We start from the raw sequence: 17923 nt of genomic DNA, 5'->3' as shown, positions 1-17923 counted from the left end.
TCGTCCAGCAGGACGTGAGCTTTCCTTTTTACCCTTATCTGGAAAGATTGGTGTTTTTATAGCAAATAGTTCCCATTAGTTTCCAGTAATATTTGGATCCAGCATCTGATCTGTGGGGTGGCATGCAAAAGGAGTGCAACAGCTAAGAGATAACAAAAAGAAGTGAGAGCAGGGACGTAAAAACGGAGCCTGTCAGGCTCCGTGAGGGATCAGAAATCGCGCTGAACTGACATGTGCGCCAGCGACTCCAGCGCACTGCGCCACGGCGATTCGGGCAGAATACGCAAGGCTTCAATGGCTTTATCCGCTTCCTGTTCGGCGCGGCTGCGCGTCCATTCGAGTGAACCACACTGATTCATCGCTTCCAGTACCGGTTCCAGCAGATGGCGGCCATTTCCCTGCTCAATGGCTTCACGGATCATCTTCGCCTGCTCAGGTGAGCCGTGCTGCATAGCATGCAGCAGTGGCAGCGTGGGTTTGCCTTCACTCAGATCATCGCCGGTATTTTTGCCCAGCGTCTCGCCGTCAGCACTGTAATCCAGTAAGTCGTCAATTAACTGGAAAGCGGTGCCCAGATAGCGCCCATAATCCTGTAGCGCTTTTTCCTCTTCAGGTGTGGCTTCAGCCAGTATCGCCGAGGCCTGCGAGGCCGCTTCAAACAGACGCGCGGTCTTGCTGTAAATCACGCGCATGTAGCTCTCTTCGGTGATGTCGGGATCGTTGACGTTCATCAGCTGCAGGACTTCGCCCTCAGCAATCACGTTTACCGCTTCTGACATCAGCGCCAGGATACGCAGCGAACCCATGCTGGTCATCATCTGGAAGGCGCGGGTGTAAATAAAATCACCGACCAGCACGCTTGCCGCATTGCCAAACGCCGCGTTCGCGGTCGCTTTGCCACGACGCATATCGGATTCATCCACGACATCGTCATGCAGCAGCGTGGCGGTGTGGATAAATTCGATCAGCGCCGCATTGGTCACGTGAAGATCGCCCTTGTAGCCCATGGCACGTGCGGATAGCACGGCAATCATGGGACGGATACGCTTGCCCCCACCACTGATGATGTAGTAGCCCAACTGGTTGATGAGCGAGACATCTGAATTCAGCTGGTCGAGGATGGTCTGGTTAACGGCAGCCATATCCTGTGCGGTTAATTCATTAATCTGTTCTAAGTTCATTCGTCTTTTCAGCTATGACTCGTTATCTCTGCCATGGTAAGTGCTTTTACCCAGCCAGCGTTCAGGTAATCTGTTACTGATTGTACTTGAATTTTCTGCCTGAGAAACGGTTGCATTCAGCCTGTGTTTTTTTTCTGCAAGAGTGTGCAAAGTGCTCTTGTCTTCTTCTGGAGTTTTGCGTAGAATTCGCGCCCTATTGTGAATATTTAGCGCGCCGCCTGATGAACTAAAAGGCAAGCGCAGAAGCGGAGTTTTATATGTACGCGGTTTTCCAAAGTGGTGGTAAACAACACCGAGTAAGCGAAGGTCAGACCGTTCGCCTGGAAAAGCTGGACATCGCAACCGGTGAAACGATTGAGTTTGACCAGGTTCTGATGATTGCTAATGGCGAAGACGTGAAAATCGGCGCGCCACTGGTTTCAGGCGGAATGATCAAGGCAGAAGTTGTTGCTCACGGTCGTGGCGAGAAAATTAAGATCGTTAAGTTTCGTCGTCGTAAGCACTACCGTAAGCAAGCAGGCCATCGCCAGTGGTTCACTGATGTGAAAATCACTGGTATCACGGCATAAGAGGAGATCTGACAAATGGCACATAAAAAGGCTGGTGGTTCGACTCGAAATGGTCGTGACTCCAATGCAAAACGTCTGGGTGTAAAACGTTTCGGTGGCGAATCTGTTCTGGCAGGTAGCATCATCGTTCGTCAGCGTGGCACCAAATTCCACGCCGGTACCAATGTAGGTTGTGGTCGTGACCACACCCTGTTTGCTACCGCAGACGGTAAAGTACAGTTCGAAGTTAAAGGTCCGAACAACCGTAAATACATCAGCATCGTTGCTGAGTAAGGTTGTCGTGACGCAGACGTTTAACGTCTGAACGCACGAATTGAAGGCCCCGCAGCTCCTGCGGGGCTTTTTACATTCTGCGGTCTGTTGCGGTAAAAGCGACGCATCACAAAAGTTTGCTGTACACTTTATGTACGCACTGGCGAAAGCCAATCCTGATTTATCCGCCGCTGGTCAGCGCAGAAGACCCTGGCGGACCCGTCTGCAGAGTGCTGCAGGCGATTGTGTGACGGAGATAGAAAATGAAGTTTGTAGATGAAGCGACAATTTTGGTCGTCGCCGGTGATGGCGGTAATGGTTGCGTAAGCTTCCGCCGCGAAAAATATATCCCGAGAGGCGGCCCTGATGGGGGTGATGGCGGTGACGGCGGTGACGTTTATCTGATCGCTGATGAAAACCTCAACACCCTTATCGATTATCGTTTCGAAAAATCTTTCCGCGCCGAGCGTGGGCAGAACGGCCAGAGCCGCGACTGTACTGGCAAACGCGGTAAAGATATCGAAGTTAAAGTGCCGGTCGGCACCCGGGTTATCGATCAGGGTACCGGCGAGACACTGGGCGACATGACGCGTCACGGCCAGAAACTGATGGTCGGCAAAGGCGGCTGGCATGGTCTGGGTAACACCCGCTTTAAATCATCTGTAAACCGCAGTCCGCGCCAGAAAACCATGGGTACCCCAGGTGAAAAGCGCGATCTGCAGCTGGAGCTGATGCTGCTGGCAGATGTCGGGATGCTGGGCTTACCGAATGCCGGTAAATCGACCTTTATCCGTGCCGTATCGGCAGCGAAGCCAAAAGTGGCGGACTATCCGTTTACCACGCTGGTGCCAAGCCTGGGCGTGGTTCGTATGGACAGCGAGCAAAGCTTCGTCGTGGCCGATATCCCTGGCCTGATTGAAGGCGCAGCCGATGGCGCAGGCCTGGGCATTCGCTTCCTGAAGCACCTTGAGCGCTGCCGCGTGTTGCTGCACCTGATCGACATCGACCCCATCGATGAAAGCGATCCGGTTGAAAATGCCCGCATCATTCTCGGCGAGCTGGAAAAGTACAGCGAGAAGCTGTTCAACAAGCCACGCTGGCTGGTCTTCAACAAAATTGATCTGATCAGTGAAGAAGAGGCGCAGTCACGGGCTAAAGCGGTGGCTGAAGCGCTGGGCTGGGAAGATAAGTATTACCTGATTTCTGCCGCAAGCCGTACCGGTGTCAACGAACTCTGCTGGGACGTGATGAGCTTCATCAACGCTAACCCGAAAGAAGCGGAGCTTGAAGAGAAGCAGCCGGAGAAAGTGGAGTTCATGTGGGACGATTACCACAAAGAAACCATTGAAAACACGGTTGAAGTGGAAGATGAAGAGTGGGATGACGACTGGGATGATGAAGACGACGAAGGCGTTGAAATTATCTATCAGCGTTAACCGATCGCCTGCTACAGCGTGATATGCAATGCCCCCTTTCAGGCCTGAAAGGGGGCATTGTTCTTTCTGCAGCTAGCTCATCACCGCTACACTCAGTCGCGCACTGCAGCACAGCTGATCCCGACCGTTCCGAATCTCAATCTGCCAGCTCTGACTGCGTTTACCCAGATGCAGTGGACGGCAAATTCCCCGCACCAGACCGGCAGAAACCGCACGATGATGGCTGGCATTCACTTCTACGCCAACCACGCTGCTGCCTTCCTCAACCGCCAGATATCCGGCAATTGAGCCCATCGACTCCGCCAGCACCACGGACGCACCGCCATGCAGCAGCCCGAACGGCTGTTGCGTACGGGCATCGACCGGCATCGTCGCTTCCAGATAATCATCACCTATCAGGGTAAAAACGATACCCAGATGGGCCACCAGAGAGTTCTCACCCAGCGCATTCAAGGCGGGAAGATCAATGGATCGCTTCCAGATCGCTGTCATTATCAGGCTCCCAGGGTTGCGCCACCATCAACCACAATATCCTGCAGCGTCACATGGCTGGCAAGATCCGACGCGAGAAACAATACGGTGGCTGCAATTTCCTGCGGCTGCGCGATCTTGCCCAGCGGGATACCCAGCTTGAACTGATCCGGGAAGCCGGCAATCATCTCCTGCTCACCCGTCGGTGTGTGCCACAGGCTGCGCTGCATATCGGTGTCGGTGGAACCCGGTGAAACGATGTTGCAACGGACGCCATAGGGCGCCATCTCCAGACCCACGGTCTGACAGAGACTGCGCAGCGCCGCTTTTGAAGCGCCATAAGCGGACATGCCAATACGCGGGGCATGAGCCGAATTAGACGCGACGGTGACGATGGCACCGGCGCGCTGTTCGCGAAAGCGTGGCAATGTTTGCTGGAACAGATTAAACGCGCCGCCCGCATTGACGTTAAGACACGCCTGCCAGTCGGCAAACGACAGCTCATCGGTGGCACCAATCCGTAAGATACCGGCTGCGTTGACCAGCACATCAATGCGCGGTTGCACGGCCAATACGCGCTGGCAGATCGTTTTGACCTGAGCCGGATCGGCTACATCCATCGTGTGGCAGGGAAACGGGTAATCATGGCCCTTAAAACGTTGATCAAAGGCCTCGACCTGTGCGCCAGCCTGATGAAAGGCTAACGCAGTATGATAGCCGATGCCCTGGCCGGCACCGGTTACCCAGACGATTTTACCGCTGAAGTCGAATGTGTGGCTCATTTCGCCGGCTCCCGCGTCAGCAGCGCCCACCAGCCATCAATGCTCGGATTTTTCGCCAGGCTGACGAAATCGATATCACGATGTACCTGACGCCAGCGTGCCGCCAGCGCCATCACGCGTACTGAGTCCAGACCGTAATCAATCAGGTTTTCATCATCTTCCGGCACCTCATCATCTTCCAGCAGCGGCAGGATCAACGCGCGCAAATCATCTTTGCTGAGTGGCACAGGCATCAGATCGGCGGTCATCACCACTTTTCCGCTACGGCCCGCGGTGTAGGTCAGCGCCATCATATGTTCCTCACGGCTGAAGTCAGCCAGCGCATCGGCCACCATAAACGGCTGAATATTGCGCATAAACGCATCGGTGGCGGTGGTCAGGCAGCCAATATGGGCATAGACGCCGGTGATAATTAGCTGATCGCGGCCCATCTCCTGCAGGATCGACTCCAGCGGCGAGCGGTGAAATGCACTGTAGCGCCATTTGGTCAGGACATGATCGTCCTCATCCGGTGCCAGCGCATCCACGATCTTCTGCTGATCGGGATGTTTATTCAGGCCCGGTCCCCACATGTCGTTGAGCAGCGCACGATCTTCATCGCTCTGCGCGTTTGGCTGAGCGGTGTAAAACACCGGAATACCCTGCGCTTTGCAGTAGCGACGCAGGCGGGCAATATTGTCGACTACCTGCTCAACCAGCGGGCTATTTTCGCCCCAGAAGTTGAGAAAATAGCGCTGCATATCGTGGATCAGCAGGGCGGCACGGTCCGGCTCCAGCATCCATTTCACTTTGTTGTTGGGCAACTCGGTGGCGGCTGGCAGCGGATAAGAGGTCAGTTGTGGAATAGCCATTGAAAATCTCCGGACAGATCAGGCTTGCGCTTGTTGATCGGCAAGTTGTTGGCGCAGACGTTTTTTGTCCACCTTTCCGACCGCGGTCAGCGGCAGGGCATCTACGCAGGTAATACGGTCGGGCAGCTTAAATTCTGCCACGCCAAGTTCACGCAGGTGACGACGCAGCGCCACCGGTTTAACCGGCTGACGGGTAACGATAAAGGCACAGCTCTTTTCACCCATCAGCTCGTCGCTCATGGAGACCAGCGCAGCGTGGATCACATCCGCATGGCGCTGCAGCAGGTTTTCGATCTCTTCGGCTGCGATCTTTTCGCCGCCCCGGTTGATCTGATCTTTCTCCCGGCCCTGCACGATGATGTTGCCAGCAGGCGTGATCTCAATCAGATCGCCAGAGCAGTAAAAGCCCTGGTCATCGAAGCTGGCGGCGTTATGTTCCGGGCTGTTGTAGTAGCCGCGGAAGGTATAAGGACCACGCGTCATCAGGCGACCGATGGAGCCTGCTGGCAATGGATTACCCTGATCGTCGGCGACCCACACCTCGTCATCCGGGGAGATCGGGCGTCCCTGCGTGGTGAGAATGGTCTGCTCATCGTCATCCAGTCGGGTGTAGTTCACCAGACCTTCCGCCATACCAAATACCTGCTGCAGTGTGCAGCCGATCTCGTTCTGGATGCGCGCGGCCAGCGTTTCGCCCAGCTTTGCGCCACCGACCTGAATGCGTTGCAGCGAGGCCAGCGCGGCATTGCTGCCCCATTCCTGAATCGCCTGCAGCCAGAGACTGGCGGCGGGCGGAACCAGGCCGGTATCGGTGACCTGATGCTTTTCAATCAACGGGAAGCAGAGCGTTGCGCTGGGATCGGCGGCTAAGATCACCTGTCCGCCCGCGTAAAAAACGCCCAGCGCGCCCGGCGAACTCATCGGGAAGTTATGCGCGGCGGGCAGGGCGATCAGGTAGCGGGTGTCGGCGGTAACATCGCAGATAACGTCACTCTCACGGATGCTGTAGTAGTAATCATTATGGGTACGTGGGATCAGTTTCGGTGTACCGGTACTGCCACCCGACAGCTGGAAAAAGGCGACTTCATCGCCTGCGGTCGGGGTTGCGATGAAGTTGCCCGCGGGTTCAGCCAGCAGGGCGTCGAGGCTGTTTTCCGTCTGAGCGTCATTACGCAGGATCACCTGTTGGAGTGAACGCTGATCGCGGCGAAGTTGCGCAATAAACGCATCATCGGCGAACAGTGCGTGGCTGCGATCGGCAATTAACAGGCTCGGCGAGATCTGACTGGCATAGGCGGCCAGTTCGGTGCGCTGATGGCTGAACAGGGCGTTAACCGGGGCAACGCCGATTTTGAACAGGGCAAACAGCGTCAGGTAAAATTCCGCCACGTTGCCAAGCTGCACCAGCGCCGTATCGCCTGACTTCAGGCCGCGACGCTGCAATGCCGCGGCCAGGTTGTCACTCAGCGCCGCCAGCTGGCGATAGGTAAATTGTCGTTCGCCATCAATCACCGCCACGCTCTCGCTGTCGCGATGACGTTCCAGGATGTCGGTCATCGGCAGATCGAGCCAGTAGCCTTTTTCACGGTAACGTGCGGCCAGATCGTCCGGCCAGCGGCTGTAGGAAATCGTCATACAGGTTCCTTTATTGCAGTCCAAAAGCGCGAAGCATGGTGTCGAGTTTGACGCCGGTTTCACGCCATTCTGATTCAGGTTGTGAGTCCGCTACGATGCCTGCGCCCGCAAACAGCCGCACCCGCGGGCCATTCACCGTACCGCAGCGAATGGTGACGACCCATTCGCCATTGCCCTGATCGTCACACCAGCCGACGATGCCGCCAAACAGCTGACGTTCAAATGGCTCCAGTCGCTGAATCAGCGCCTGAGCACGCTGATGCGGGAAGCCGCTGAGGGCCGGTGTCGGATGCAGCAGACAGGCCAGTGACAGCGCATTTTCGCGATCGTCCAGCACGTCACCCTGAATCTGCGTAGCGAGATGCCACAGTGTTGCGGTGGTCAGCAGTGAAGGTGTCTCGGGGACCGACAGCAGGCGGCTGCGCGGTTGCAGCGTCGCGCGCATCGCATCCGTGACCAGCTTATGCTCATGACGATCTTTTGCTGAGTGCATCAGGCTGTCGCCAGAGGCCTGGTCACGCTGCGGATCGCGATGACGCGGCGCTGAACCGGCCAGCGGACAGGAGCTGAACTGGCGGCCCTGCTTACGAATCATCAGCTCCGGGCTGGCGCCAACCAGCGCGCCACCATCGGGCAGCGGCAGATGAAAGTGATAGCTGTTAGGGTTCTGCGCCACGATGCGCTGCATCAGGGCGGCCGTATCAACCGGTTGTTCCGCCACGATATCCATCAGCCGCGACAACACCACTTTATCCAGATCGCCGCGCTGCGTAGCCGCCACCGCCTGCGCAACCATGTCAATGAAAATGTCATGGTCCGGCACCGCCGTGCGGCGACGCACCTGCGGCAGTTCAGCCTCAGCCAGAGAGGCACTGGCGTTGAGATCGTCACGGTTAAAGGTCTGATACGACTCAGGGATAAACAGCGCAGCGGGCTGATCCACGTCGAAGGGGATTGCACCCACCAGAATGGGATGGGCAATGCCCTGTTTTCTGGCTGAAGCAAAATGGTGCTGTAGTTGCTGCTGAAACTCCCCTGTCAGCTGCTCACCCTGCCTCACCGGCGCGGTAAGGGTAGTAAAACAGCCCTGTGTGGTCAGGCTTTGCCAGGGAGAGGTAAACAGAAAGCCACGGCAGAGTGCCGGGAAATCCTGCAACAAGGGATGTTCAAACGCCAGCGATTCCACCATAATTTCCACCTATAAATGATAAGATAACTAATAATGATTATCATTTGTATTGTGGGCCAGTAACCTACGTTGATTAGCCGAAAGTGTCAATAATTACGCGGCGATTCAGCTGGCATGGCCGGTTAAATCAGCACAAATGGTCTCTCTCTTTTTCCGGGTAAAAGTGGACGAAAATCTATGAGTAAACATGGTGTCACATCGGCGATAGCGCTGTTTTTCCTGAGCATCAGCCTGTTCAGTGTTACCGCTGCTGCCCAGACCGGCTGGCCGCGAACTGTCGCCGGGGCAACAGGCAATATCACGCTGACCCAGGCACCGATGCGCATTGTTTCGACCAGCGTTACCCTGACCGGCTCGCTGCTGGCGATTGATGCGCCGGTCGTCGCCAGTGGCGCAACCGCACCCGGCAGTCGGCTGGCTGATAAGCAGGGATTCTTCCGTCAGTGGGGCGAAGTGGCCAAACAGCGCGGCGTAAAACGTCTCTACATTGGTGAGCCCAGTGCAGAAGCGATTGCTGCTGAAGCGCCAGACCTGATTGTGGTCAGCGCCACCGGGAATGATTCGGCGATCAAACTGGTCGATCAGCTTGCGGCGATTGCGCCGGTGCTGGTGGTGAATTACGACGATAAAAGCTGGCAGCAACTGGTGACGTTGCTGGGTGAGGCGACCGGGCATGAAGCGGAAGCTGCCGCCCGGAAAGCTGAGTTTGATGCGCGAGAAAAGGCTCTGAAAGCGAAGCTGACCCTGCCGCCGCAGCCGGTTTCAGCGATGGTGTGGAACGGGGATGGCCGGGCAGTCAATCTGTGGACGGATGCGTCGGCGCAGGGGAAATTACTGCAGCAACTGGGCTTCACCCTGGCGACGCCGCCGGCCACGCTTCAGGCTGGTCACAGCATGGGACAGCGTAAAGATATCCTGCAACTGTCAGGAGAAAATCTGGCGGCAGGCCTTAATGGTCAATCATATCTGCTGTTTGCCGCTGAAGAGCCCACCGCCGCACAGGTGATGAGCAACCCTTTCCTGGCGCAGACCCCAGCTGTGCGCGCAAAAGCGGTCTATGCGCTGGGGCTGGATAGCTTCCGGCTCGACTACTACAGCGCCAGCAATTTGCTGACGCGGCTGGAGACGTTGTTCGTTAAATCATGATCCCGTTTCCGCCGGTGCAGGCGGTTGATAGCGACGCAGACGCGCCATCAGCAGCCACATGATGATGCCCAGCACGGTGGCTGCCAGACCAGCCAGGCTGGCCGCCTGCTGCGGCAACAACAGTGAACCCATCGCGCCAATCATCGCTGCACCTATCGCATCGCCGGTGACATTCTGCGCTGTCCAGAGGCTGTTGATCCTGCCGAGCAGCGCATCAGGCGTCAGCGTCTGGATCATCGCGTACTGCACCAGGCTGTTGATGGCACTGAAATAGCCAAAGACCGCGAGGCAGACCAGACTCGCGCTGAACCACGGCATCAGGCTGAACAGAGCCAGCGCGACGAAAGCAGCAATAGCACTCGCCAGAATCAGGCGGCCCGGCTGCGGTGACTGTGCCAGCCGTCCGCTGGTGAGGGCACCTGTGGCAGCACCCAGCGGAACGGCGGCATACATCAGCCCTAACTCCGTCACACCGACCTGCCAGTGTGGCGCCAGCGCCGGATAGAGCACGCGCACCGCGCTGGCTAACGTCACCAGCGCGCCGACCAGCGCCGCCATGCCAACGATCGGGCTGGCAAACAGGAATTGCACGCCGCTGACCAGTGCTTTCAGCGGATGCTCACGCGGCTGCGGCGGTGGCGCAAGCCGCGGCAACCGCAGCAGGGTTAACACCGTCAGCAACGTGCCGAACGCCGCCAGTCCGTAGTTCCACGCCACACCGCCCTGCGCGATGACCAGTCCGGCAATGGCGGGTGAGAGAATCGCGCCAAATCGCACCGTCAGCATGGTAATCGCACCTGCTTTCATCAGGTTTTCACGCCCGACCAGCGCCGGCGTCGCCGCCAGCAGCGCGGTGACGCCTATCGCGCCGAAAAAACCATCCCACAGTCCCAGCACAAAGACGGCGATCACCGACGGCGAAGGGAGCAGGGCATTGATGCATAAGGCGACAAAGCCCAGGCCACAGGTGGATCGGGCAAACAGGATCAGACGTCGGCGCTCATAGCGATCCGCCAGCACGCCGCCGGTCAGCAGGCCGATAAACATGCCGGCACTGGCCAGCGTCACCGCCAGACCCACCAGCAGCGGCGACTGCGTTAGCTGCTGAATCTGAACCGGTACCGCCACCGCCAGCATGCCGAGGGCGACGATGGAGATAAAGCGGGCGATAAAAATGGCGCGAAAGGCGGGGTGGGTTCTCAGCAGGCTGAGATCGATAAAGTGGGAGGGTTTGTTCATAACGTCGCTTTTTTGCACCCATTTTCCTCATCATTGAGTCCGGGAGTCATGGTAACATACAAAAAATCACTAATAACGATAACAAGTATCATTATCATAATGACTCGTGCTGCGATCTCAATGAATCGGTGAAGGTTTAAACGTTATGCGTCAACTTCGTGCAATAGCAGGTTCAGGGATGCTGCTGTTGTTGCTTCTCGCGCTCAGCCTGATGCTGGGTGCCAAATCTATCCCCTTTCATGATGTCACGCAGGCCTTATTCAGCGACTGTAACCGCGTCGATTGTGTCATCGTGCGCGATGCCCGACTGCCGCGCACCCTGGCGGGTCTGCTGGCCGGGATCAGTTTAGGTCTGGCGGGCGCGCTGATGCAGAGCCTGACGCGCAATCCGCTGGCCGATCCCGGCATTCTCGGTATCAACGCCGGTGCAGGCTTTGCGGTAGTGCTGGGCATCGCCCTGTCTGGCGCTGACTCCCCCGCGGACTGGCTTGGCTTTGCCTTTACGGGCGCACTGCTGGCCTCCCTGCTGGTGGCGCTGACCGGTGCGCTGGGCGGTGGCCGCGTTAATCCGGTGCGTCTGACGCTGGCAGGCGTGGCGCTGGGCGCGGTGCTGGAGGGGTTAACCTCTGGTTTATCGCTACTCAATCCTGACATCTACGATCATCTGCGTTTCTGGCACAGTGGCTCGCTGGATATCCGCAATTTTGCCATTCTGCGCACCACCTTTCCGGCGGTAGTCGCCGGTAGCCTGCTGGCGCTGCTGCTGGCGCGTTCGCTCAACAGCCTGAGTATGGGCGGTGATATGGCGACCGCGCTGGGTACCCGGGTGATGCGTACCCAGCTGGTGGGATTACTGGCTATTGCGCTGCTGAGTGGGGCGGCGACAGCCGCTGTCGGCCCCATCGCGTTTGTCGGCTTAATGACGCCACATCTGGCCCGCTGGCTGCTGGGTAACGATCATCGCTGGATGCTGCCCGGAACCCTTCTTATCACCCCCTGTTTGCTGCTGGCCGCCGATATTCTGGGACGGCTGCTGGTACCGGGCGAACTGCGCGTGTCGATTGTCACGGCCATACTGGGCGCGCCGATGCTGATTGTGCTGGTGCGCCGCAAGTCGGGAAGAGGGCAGCTATGAAACGGGTGATGATTAATGCGCTGATGCTGCTGGTGGCCTGCGGGGTGCTGGCCTTTCTGAGCATTACGCATGGCACCTTACCGATCTCCGCCAGCCAGTTGTGGGCCCTTATCAACGGCGAGGCGGCGCGTAACATACAGCTGATTGTACTGGAGTGGCGACTGCCGCGCGTCATGATGGCGCTGCTGATTGGTGCGGCACTGGGCGTCAGCGGGGCAATTTTTCAGTCGCTGCTGCGCAACCCGCTGGGCAGCCCCGATATTCTGGGTTTCAATACCGGCGCTTACAGCGGCGTCCTGGTGGCACTGGTGCTGTTCCAGCAAAACATGGAGGGCATGACGCTGGCGGCACTGCTTGGCGGACTGCTCACGGCGGGCGTGGTCTGGCTGTTCAGCTGGCGCAACGGCGTGGAGACCTTTCGTCTGATCATTGTGGGCATCAGCGTGCGGGCGCTGCTGATGGCGCTGAACAGCTGGCTGATTATCAGCGCCTCACTGGAGGCGGCACTGAGCGCCGGGCTCTGGAGCGCCGGTTCACTCAACGGCATTACCTGGGCGAAAACGACGCCGGTGATTATCGTGCTGCTGCTGGCGCTGCTGGCGACAAGCATGCTGGCCCGGCGCATGCGTCTGCTGGAGATGGGTGACGACACCGCCTGCGCGCTGGGCGTACCGGTTGAACGCAGCCGCGTTTTGCTGATGCTGACGGGCGTGATCCTCACCGCCGCCTCTACCGCGCTGGTCGGTCCTGTCTCCTTTATTGCGCTGCTGGCACCGCAGATTGCTCGTCGGCTATGTGGCGGTATCAAAGGCGCGCTGCCGCTGGCTGCCTTGTGCGGCGCGCTGCTGTTAACCGCCGCGGATTACGCCGCGCAGCACTTTTTCCTGCCTTATCAGCTGCCGGTTGGCGTCATCACGGTTAGCCTGGGCGGACTCTATCTGATTGCTCTACTGGTACGGGAGGCGCGACGCCAATGACAGTGAAAACACGTTTGCAGGGCGACGCGCTGACGCTGGGGTATGACAAAAAAATCGTGGCGGAGAATCTCACCGTCGCGATCCCCGACGGTGAACTGACCGTTATTATTGGCCCCAACGCCTGCGGAAAGTCGACGCTGCTGCGTACCTTAAGCCGCCTGGTCTGGCCCCTGAAAGGCCAGGTGCTGCTGGATGGCAATGCGATTGCTCACTACGCTACCAAAGAGGTGGCGCGTCGGCTGGGGCTGCTACCGCAAAGCTCGAATGCGCCAGCGGGCATCAGCGTCAGCGAACTGGTCGCGCGCGGGCGTTATCCGCACCAGTCGCTGTTTGGTCGCTGGCGACAGGAAGATGAGACGGCTGTTCAGCAGGCAATGCAGGCTACCGGCGTGGCAGATTTGGCGCAGCAGCAGGTTGATACGCTCTCTGGCGGCCAGCGGCAGCGGGTGTGGATTGCGATGGTGCTGGCTCAGCAGACGCCACTGTTGCTGCTGGATGAACCGACCACCTGGCTCGACATCGCCCATCAGATTGAGTTGCTGGAATTAATGCAGGATCTCAATCAGCAGCATGGCCGTACGCTGGTGGTGGTGCTGCACGATCTCAATCAGGCGTGCCGCTATGCCAGCCACCTGATTGCGATGCGAGACGGGAAAATCATTGCCGAAGGGAAACCGGCGGAGATCGTCACGCCGGAACTGATAGAAGCGATCTACGGCCTGCGCTGCATCATCATTAACGATCCGGTGGCCGGTACGCCGATGATTGTGCCGCTGGGAAGAGGCTGACCTGCGCTTTCTCCACCCGAAGAAAGCGCAAAGTCAGAACGGTTCAGGGATTCAGCGACGCCAGGCACTGCTGCAGTCGTGGCCCAATCTGTTCGAACATGCGCGGTGAGATGATCTCGACGTGCGCACAGTCCAGCGGCCAGATAGTCAGCTCGCCGACATAGGGCGCCCAGGCGCGGCGCGCATCCTGACCGGGCTGCTGCGTCTGTTCCGCCAGGAACAGGGTTGCGTGTCCGGTGAAACGGGCACTGCGCGCTGTTGCCAGCAGGCGCACCGAACTGGCGTAGTTGGCTTCAATGGTGGTAAACAGTGCCTCCATTCCTTCACCGGCCTGCTGCCGCTGCGCAGCGATAAACTGCTCGCGCTCACGATTAACCTCTTCCAGCACCGCCGGATCCAGCACGTTTTCACCGCGTCGTTCATCCCAGTTCTGCGTCTCCGGCGGCCAGGTATCCAGCAGTCCGAGGAAGGCAACGGTTTCACCTTCGGCCTCCAGCCGCGCGGCGATACCCTGCGCCAGCGTGCCACCCAGCGAGTAGCCCAGGAAATAGTATGGCCCCTGTGGCTGCTGCTGACGCACCGTCGCCAGATGCGCCTCACACACCGCGTCAAGGTGCTGCGCCTGGTTCAGCGGGCTGGCGTTGTCGGGTGACTGAATGCCGAGTAGCGACCAGCGTGCATCCAGATAGCGCTGCAACACGCTGAACTGCCAGGCAAAACCGGAGGCGGGATGGAAGCAAAACAGCGTCGGGCCAGTGCCGCGTCGCAAGGGTAATACCGCTTCAAATCCGGCACGAGCCACATCCGCGGGCTCGCTGCTGAGCAGTGCCGCCAGCTTTTCTACCGTGGATGCCACCATGATCTGGCCCACTGACACCGGCTGATTCAGCGTCCGGCGCAGCTGTGCTGCCAGCCGCATCGCCAGCAGCGAGTGACCGCCCAGCGAGAAGAAATCATCCTGGGCGCTCACCGGTTCGCACTCCAGCAGCCTGGCAAACGCCTGTGCCAGTGTCGTTTCGAGTCCGGGATGCGGCGCGCGACCAGCCAGCGCTGCCTGCGTTTGCGGCAGCGGCAGCGCTTTGCGATCCAGTTTACCGTTGCTGCTGAGCGGTAACGCCGCCAACTGAACAATCGCCACCGGCACCATATGCGCCGGTAACTGTGAGGCCAGAGTCTGACGCATTGCGTCGGTATCGATCGGGCCATCAGCCACCACATAGCCGACCAGCTGGCGGGCATCGCCCTGCTGATCGCTGCTGCTCCCCAGCACCACCGCATGTGTGACGGCCTGCTCAATGCCAGGTAGCGCAGCCATGGCGTGGTCGATCTCGTTCAGCTCGATACGCTGCCCGCGAATTTTTAGCTGATCGTCGCTGCGGCCCAGATACTCCACCGCACCATCCGGCAGCCAGCGCGCCACATCACCAGTGCGGTACATCCGGGAGCCGTGACCCCACGGATCGGCGACAAACCGGCTGGCAGTGAGGTCGGGACGATCAAGATAGCCATGCGCCAGCTGCACGCCGGTCAGATAGAGATCGCCAGCCACGCCCGGTGGCACCGGCTGCAGACGCGCATCCAGAATCCGTAAGCCGGTGTTCCAGACCGGGAAGCCAATCGGCACGCTGGCCCCTTCGACGGCCGCCAGTTCCGGGCCAAAGGCCGGATAGTAGCTGACATCAACCGCCGCTTCGGTCGGGCCATAAAGATTATGCAAGGGCACCCGGGTCAGCGCCTGCCACTGGCGCGATAACTCTGCGGGCAGCGCTTCGCCGCTACAGAAAACCCGGCGCAGGGTGGCGCAGCGCGCTATCGCGTCACCTTCCTGCAACGAAGCGACAAAAGCAGCCAGCATCGACGGAACAAAATGGGTGGTGGTCACGCGGTAGCGGGCAAACAGCTGCTGCAGCGCGTCCGGGTCGCGATGAGCATCGGGCGGAGCCATCACCAGCCGTGCGCCGACGATAAGCGGCCAGAAGAACTCCCATACCGAAACATCAAAGCTGCTCGGGGTTTTCTGCAACACCACATCATCGCTGCCGAGCGGATAGCGATCCTGCATCCATAACAGACGGTTGACGATCGCCTCATGACTGACCAGCACCCCTTTTGGCCGACCGGTCGAGCCGGAGGTATAGATGATGTATGCGCCATCCTGTGGACGCGGGGCCTGCATCAGCACGCTATCAACGGGTGTTAACAGCGCGTCGTAAAACAGCGGCGCGACGGGTGAGAGTGCCGCCAGCCGCTCGGACAGTTCACGACAGGTGATCAGCGTTTTCGGCGCGGCATCTTCCAGCATCATCTGTAACCGATCGTCCGGGTAGCCGGTATCAAGCGGCAGCCAGGTTGCCCCCACGCTGACGATCGCCTGCAGCGCCAGCGATAAAAAGACCGAACGCGGCAGCGCTACGGCGACGATATCACCCGGCGTCACTCCCTGCGCAATCAACTGTTGCCCCAGCGCGGCGACCTGCTGCTGCATCTGTTGATAGTCAAGCTGATGCCCCTCATCTGCCAGTGCCGGAGCGCGCGGCGAACGCTGTGCCTGACGGAGCAGCAGGCTGCTCAGGGTTTCTGCAGGCAGCATTACGGCAGTCTGGTTGATCGCCGCGAGCTGCTGATGCTCTTCCGGCATCAGCATGTCCAGCTCGCCACAGGCACTGGCTGGCCGGACGGCAAGCTGCTGAAGCAGCAGGCCAAAGCGGCTGGCGTGTTGCTTTAGCGTTGTGTCGCTGTAGCGCTGTGCATTAGCCAGTAACTCCAGCGTCAGGTCGCCCTGTTCGCTGAGGTAGATAGCAATCTCCAGATCGCGTACCGGTCCTGACGCCAGCTGATGGGTTATGCCTTTGATGCCAGCGAAAGCGAGCTGGTAATCAAACATCTTCAGATTGATTACCGGCCCATAGAGCGGATCGCTGTCGCCGGAGCGACCCAGATCGCGCTGCACCTGTTCAGCGTCGTAACGCTGATGGCGACGCATTTTTTTGACTTCGGCCGCCAGACGCCCGGCCAGTGCCGTCAGCGGCTGTGCCGGATCGTAATGCACCGCCATTGGCAGCACGTTAATCACCGGACCGGTGGCGCAGAGCGCGGCCGAGCCGATGCGGCGCATAAAGATGAAACCGGCGGCGAACGCATGCTGACCGGTGAGGCGCGCCAGCCATAACGCCACCAGCGCAAAGGCGGTATCCGCAGCACTGAGGTTGTGCTGCCCGGTGTGCGTCAGCAAAGCCTGAAAAGTGTCGCGATCCACGGCAAACGTGTGGCGCAGCAGGTCGGTACTGGCGCTCTCACCGGCCAGCGGCAGAGCGGACAACGAGGCGGGCGCAGGTAGCTGCGCGCCTTTCTCCAGCCAGAACTGGCGATCGCGCTGCCAGCCCGAAGATAGCTGATAGCGCTGATATTCATCAACGACGTCGCTGAACGGCACAAACGGGCTCGGCTCCGGCGTGTCGCCGCGCTGCCAGGCGCTGTAGAGATTGGCGATACGGCGGGTCAGGGCGGTGAAACTAAAACCATCGACCACCAGATGATGGTATCGCTGATACCAGTACCAGTGATCCTCATCCAGCCGAAACAGGCTGTGATGGTAGAGCGGCGCGCCGCTCAGCACCCGCAGATCGCCGGTCATATCCTGCTGCATCAGCGCACGTGCTGCGGCCTCCGGATCGGCGGCGTCGCGCAGATCGATCACCTCAGGCTCGCGGAAAGCCTGGGGTTCAGGCCACTGTAGCGGTTCACCCTCCTGCTCGCCAAAGGCCATATTCAGTGTGTCTGCTTCCTGCATGCCAGCAATTATGGCCCGTGACAGCAACGCGCTGTTCAGCGCACCGCGCAGTTCGACAAAATGCGCCACGGCGTAAGCATTGGAATAGGGCGATAGCTGGTCAGCGATCCAGATTCCGGGCTGAGCGGCCACCAGCGGCAGCGTTTTTTGTTCTGTCTGCGGGTTGAGGGTGATCTCAGACATTTTCGCCTCTGTCCTGCGTCATAACCGGACGGATATCGTGCCAGTTTTCATTCAGCCAGCTCAGACAGTCAGCCTGTGGCCCGGGACCAAACACCGGCTGCCATCCTGCCGGAACCGCACAAAAGGCGGGCCATAAACTGTACTGCTGCTGATCGTTCTTCAGCACCTGACAATCCTGTTGCGGATCGTCGAAAGGGTTAAGTTGTTGCATGTCGGTCTCCTGTCCGCAGTCACCGGGCGCGCTAACGCCGCTGTCCTGCATATCCGATATCTTTCAGTGGCGCGCAGAAGGCGGAATA

The 17923-nt window shown here is 59.0% G+C and carries 16 protein-coding genes; 7 read left to right on the top strand and 9 right to left on the bottom strand.

The genetic code is table 11. From position 1 onward, the window contains the following. Positions 1–209: 209 nt before the first annotated feature. A complete protein-coding gene (ispB, locus tag NR195_RS08610) occupies positions 210–1181 on the bottom strand; it encodes an octaprenyl diphosphate synthase (RefSeq protein ID WP_008925415.1) in 972 nt (323 codons plus the stop codon). 257 nt (positions 1182–1438) lie between these two features. Between ispB and rplU the strand changes: the two genes are divergently transcribed. The 3 genes from rplU to cgtA all read left to right on the top strand — a co-directional run bounded on the left by rplU (position 1439) and on the right by cgtA (position 3438). Further along, positions 1439–1750, top strand: a complete 312-nt coding sequence (gene rplU / locus NR195_RS08605) for a 50S ribosomal protein L21 (RefSeq protein ID WP_008925416.1) — start codon at positions 1439–1441, stop codon at positions 1748–1750. 15 nt (positions 1751–1765) lie between these two features. Next, positions 1766–2023 carry a 50S ribosomal protein L27 gene (rpmA, locus tag NR195_RS08600; protein WP_003851093.1) on the top strand — a complete coding sequence of 86 codons (258 nt, stop codon included), beginning with the start codon at positions 1766–1768 and terminating at the stop codon, positions 2021–2023. A 242-nt stretch (positions 2024–2265) separates the two neighbouring features. Next, entirely contained in the window at positions 2266–3438 is a 1173-nt protein-coding gene (gene cgtA / locus NR195_RS08595; protein WP_003851092.1) for an Obg family GTPase CgtA, read from the top strand. A 72-nt stretch (positions 3439–3510) separates the two neighbouring features. Here the strand turns inward: cgtA and NR195_RS08590 are convergent, their stop codons facing one another. The 5 genes from NR195_RS08590 to NR195_RS08570 are packed head-to-tail and all read right to left on the bottom strand — an operon-like array spanning position 3511 to position 8366. Beyond that, the gene (locus tag NR195_RS08590; protein ID WP_029519501.1) at positions 3511–3930 is read right to left on the bottom strand and encodes a hotdog fold thioesterase; all 420 of its coding nucleotides are present in this window, start codon (positions 3928–3930) and stop codon (positions 3511–3513) included. A gap of 2 nt (positions 3931–3932) precedes the next feature. After that, the gene (gene dhbA / locus NR195_RS08585; protein ID WP_022625267.1) at positions 3933–4691 is read right to left on the bottom strand and encodes a 2,3-dihydro-2,3-dihydroxybenzoate dehydrogenase; all 759 of its coding nucleotides are present in this window, start codon (positions 4689–4691) and stop codon (positions 3933–3935) included. Continuing rightward, entirely contained in the window at positions 4688–5542 is an 855-nt protein-coding gene (locus NR195_RS08580) for an isochorismatase family protein (RefSeq protein ID WP_033759624.1), read from the bottom strand. The genes dhbA and NR195_RS08580 overlap by 4 nt, the downstream gene beginning before the upstream one ends. Positions 5543–5560: 18 nt before the next feature. Beyond that, positions 5561–7177, bottom strand: coding sequence for a (2,3-dihydroxybenzoyl)adenylate synthase (locus NR195_RS08575; RefSeq protein WP_052271177.1), 1617 nt, complete (start codon positions 7175–7177; stop codon positions 5561–5563). Positions 7178–7187: 10 nt separating this feature from the next. After that, positions 7188–8366 carry an isochorismate synthase gene (locus NR195_RS08570; RefSeq protein ID WP_033769492.1) on the bottom strand — a complete coding sequence of 393 codons (1179 nt, stop codon included), beginning with the start codon at positions 8364–8366 and terminating at the stop codon, positions 7188–7190. Positions 8367–8543: 177 nt separating this feature from the next. Here NR195_RS08570 and fepB point away from each other — a divergent pair, with 177 nt between their 5' ends. Next, positions 8544–9512: a Fe2+-enterobactin ABC transporter substrate-binding protein gene (gene fepB, locus NR195_RS08565; protein WP_031592025.1), complete on the top strand. Its 969-nt coding sequence runs from the start codon at positions 8544–8546 to the stop codon at positions 9510–9512. Here fepB and entS read toward each other — a convergent pair. Beyond that, positions 9507–10751 (bottom strand): enterobactin transporter EntS, encoded by a 1245-nt coding sequence (gene entS, locus NR195_RS08560; RefSeq protein ID WP_182504620.1) that lies wholly within the window; start codon positions 10749–10751, stop codon positions 9507–9509. The genes fepB and entS overlap by 6 nt on opposite strands. Positions 10752–10896: 145 nt before the next feature. Between entS and fepD the strand changes: the two genes are divergently transcribed. The 3 genes from fepD to NR195_RS08545 are packed head-to-tail and all read left to right on the top strand — an operon-like array spanning position 10897 to position 13651. After that, complete coding sequence (gene fepD, locus NR195_RS08555; RefSeq protein ID WP_072171285.1) at positions 10897–11886, top strand: Fe(3+)-siderophore ABC transporter permease; 990 nt, start codon at positions 10897–10899, stop codon at positions 11884–11886. Next, positions 11883–12863, top strand: a complete 981-nt coding sequence (fepG, locus tag NR195_RS08550; protein ID WP_256844420.1) for an iron-enterobactin ABC transporter permease — start codon at positions 11883–11885, stop codon at positions 12861–12863. Before fepD ends, fepG begins: the two co-directional genes overlap by 4 nt. Continuing rightward, on the top strand, positions 12860–13651 hold the full coding sequence (locus NR195_RS08545) for an ATP-binding cassette domain-containing protein (protein WP_256844419.1): 792 nt from the start codon (positions 12860–12862) through the stop codon (positions 13649–13651). The genes fepG and NR195_RS08545 overlap by 4 nt, the downstream gene beginning before the upstream one ends. Positions 13652–13694: 43 nt before the next feature. Here the strand turns inward: NR195_RS08545 and NR195_RS08540 are convergent, their stop codons facing one another. Further along, positions 13695–17624 (bottom strand): enterobactin synthase subunit F, encoded by a 3930-nt coding sequence (locus tag NR195_RS08540; protein ID WP_256844418.1) that lies wholly within the window; start codon positions 17622–17624, stop codon positions 13695–13697. Then, positions 17617–17835 (bottom strand): MbtH family protein, encoded by a 219-nt coding sequence (locus tag NR195_RS08535; RefSeq protein WP_029519500.1) that lies wholly within the window; start codon positions 17833–17835, stop codon positions 17617–17619. Before NR195_RS08535 ends, NR195_RS08540 begins: the two co-directional genes overlap by 8 nt. Between the last annotated feature and the right edge of the window lie 88 nt (positions 17836–17923).

The organism is Pantoea sp. Ft-CA_14 (genome assembly GCF_024520875.1).
GTDB lineage: Bacteria > Pseudomonadota > Gammaproteobacteria > Enterobacterales > Enterobacteriaceae > Pantoea > Pantoea agglomerans.
This window is presented reverse-complemented; position numbering and strand designations above follow the sequence as displayed.

Coding starts and splice junctions, on each gene's coding strand:
- ispB (WP_008925415.1), bottom strand. CDS start 1,181: ATGAACTTAGAACAGATTAATGAATTAACCGCACAGGATATGGCTGCC.
- rplU (WP_008925416.1), top strand. CDS start 1,439: ATGTACGCGGTTTTCCAAAGTGGTGGTAAACAACACCGAGTAAGCGAA.
- rpmA (WP_003851093.1), top strand. CDS start 1,766: ATGGCACATAAAAAGGCTGGTGGTTCGACTCGAAATGGTCGTGACTCC.
- cgtA (WP_003851092.1), top strand. CDS start 2,266: ATGAAGTTTGTAGATGAAGCGACAATTTTGGTCGTCGCCGGTGATGGC.
- NR195_RS08590 (WP_029519501.1), bottom strand. CDS start 3,930: ATGACAGCGATCTGGAAGCGATCCATTGATCTTCCCGCCTTGAATGCG.
- dhbA (WP_022625267.1), bottom strand. CDS start 4,691: ATGAGCCACACATTCGACTTCAGCGGTAAAATCGTCTGGGTAACCGGT.
- NR195_RS08580 (WP_033759624.1), bottom strand. CDS start 5,542: ATGGCTATTCCACAACTGACCTCTTATCCGCTGCCAGCCGCCACCGAG.
- NR195_RS08575 (WP_052271177.1), bottom strand. CDS start 7,177: ATGACGATTTCCTACAGCCGCTGGCCGGACGATCTGGCCGCACGTTAC.
- NR195_RS08570 (WP_033769492.1), bottom strand. CDS start 8,366: ATGGTGGAATCGCTGGCGTTTGAACATCCCTTGTTGCAGGATTTCCCG.
- fepB (WP_031592025.1), top strand. CDS start 8,544: ATGAGTAAACATGGTGTCACATCGGCGATAGCGCTGTTTTTCCTGAGC.
- entS (WP_182504620.1), bottom strand. CDS start 10,751: ATGAACAAACCCTCCCACTTTATCGATCTCAGCCTGCTGAGAACCCAC.
- fepD (WP_072171285.1), top strand. CDS start 10,897: ATGCGTCAACTTCGTGCAATAGCAGGTTCAGGGATGCTGCTGTTGTTG.
- fepG (WP_256844420.1), top strand. CDS start 11,883: ATGAAACGGGTGATGATTAATGCGCTGATGCTGCTGGTGGCCTGCGGG.
- NR195_RS08545 (WP_256844419.1), top strand. CDS start 12,860: ATGACAGTGAAAACACGTTTGCAGGGCGACGCGCTGACGCTGGGGTAT.
- NR195_RS08540 (WP_256844418.1), bottom strand. CDS start 17,624: ATGTCTGAGATCACCCTCAACCCGCAGACAGAACAAAAAACGCTGCCG.
- NR195_RS08535 (WP_029519500.1), bottom strand. CDS start 17,835: ATGCAACAACTTAACCCTTTCGACGATCCGCAACAGGATTGTCAGGTG.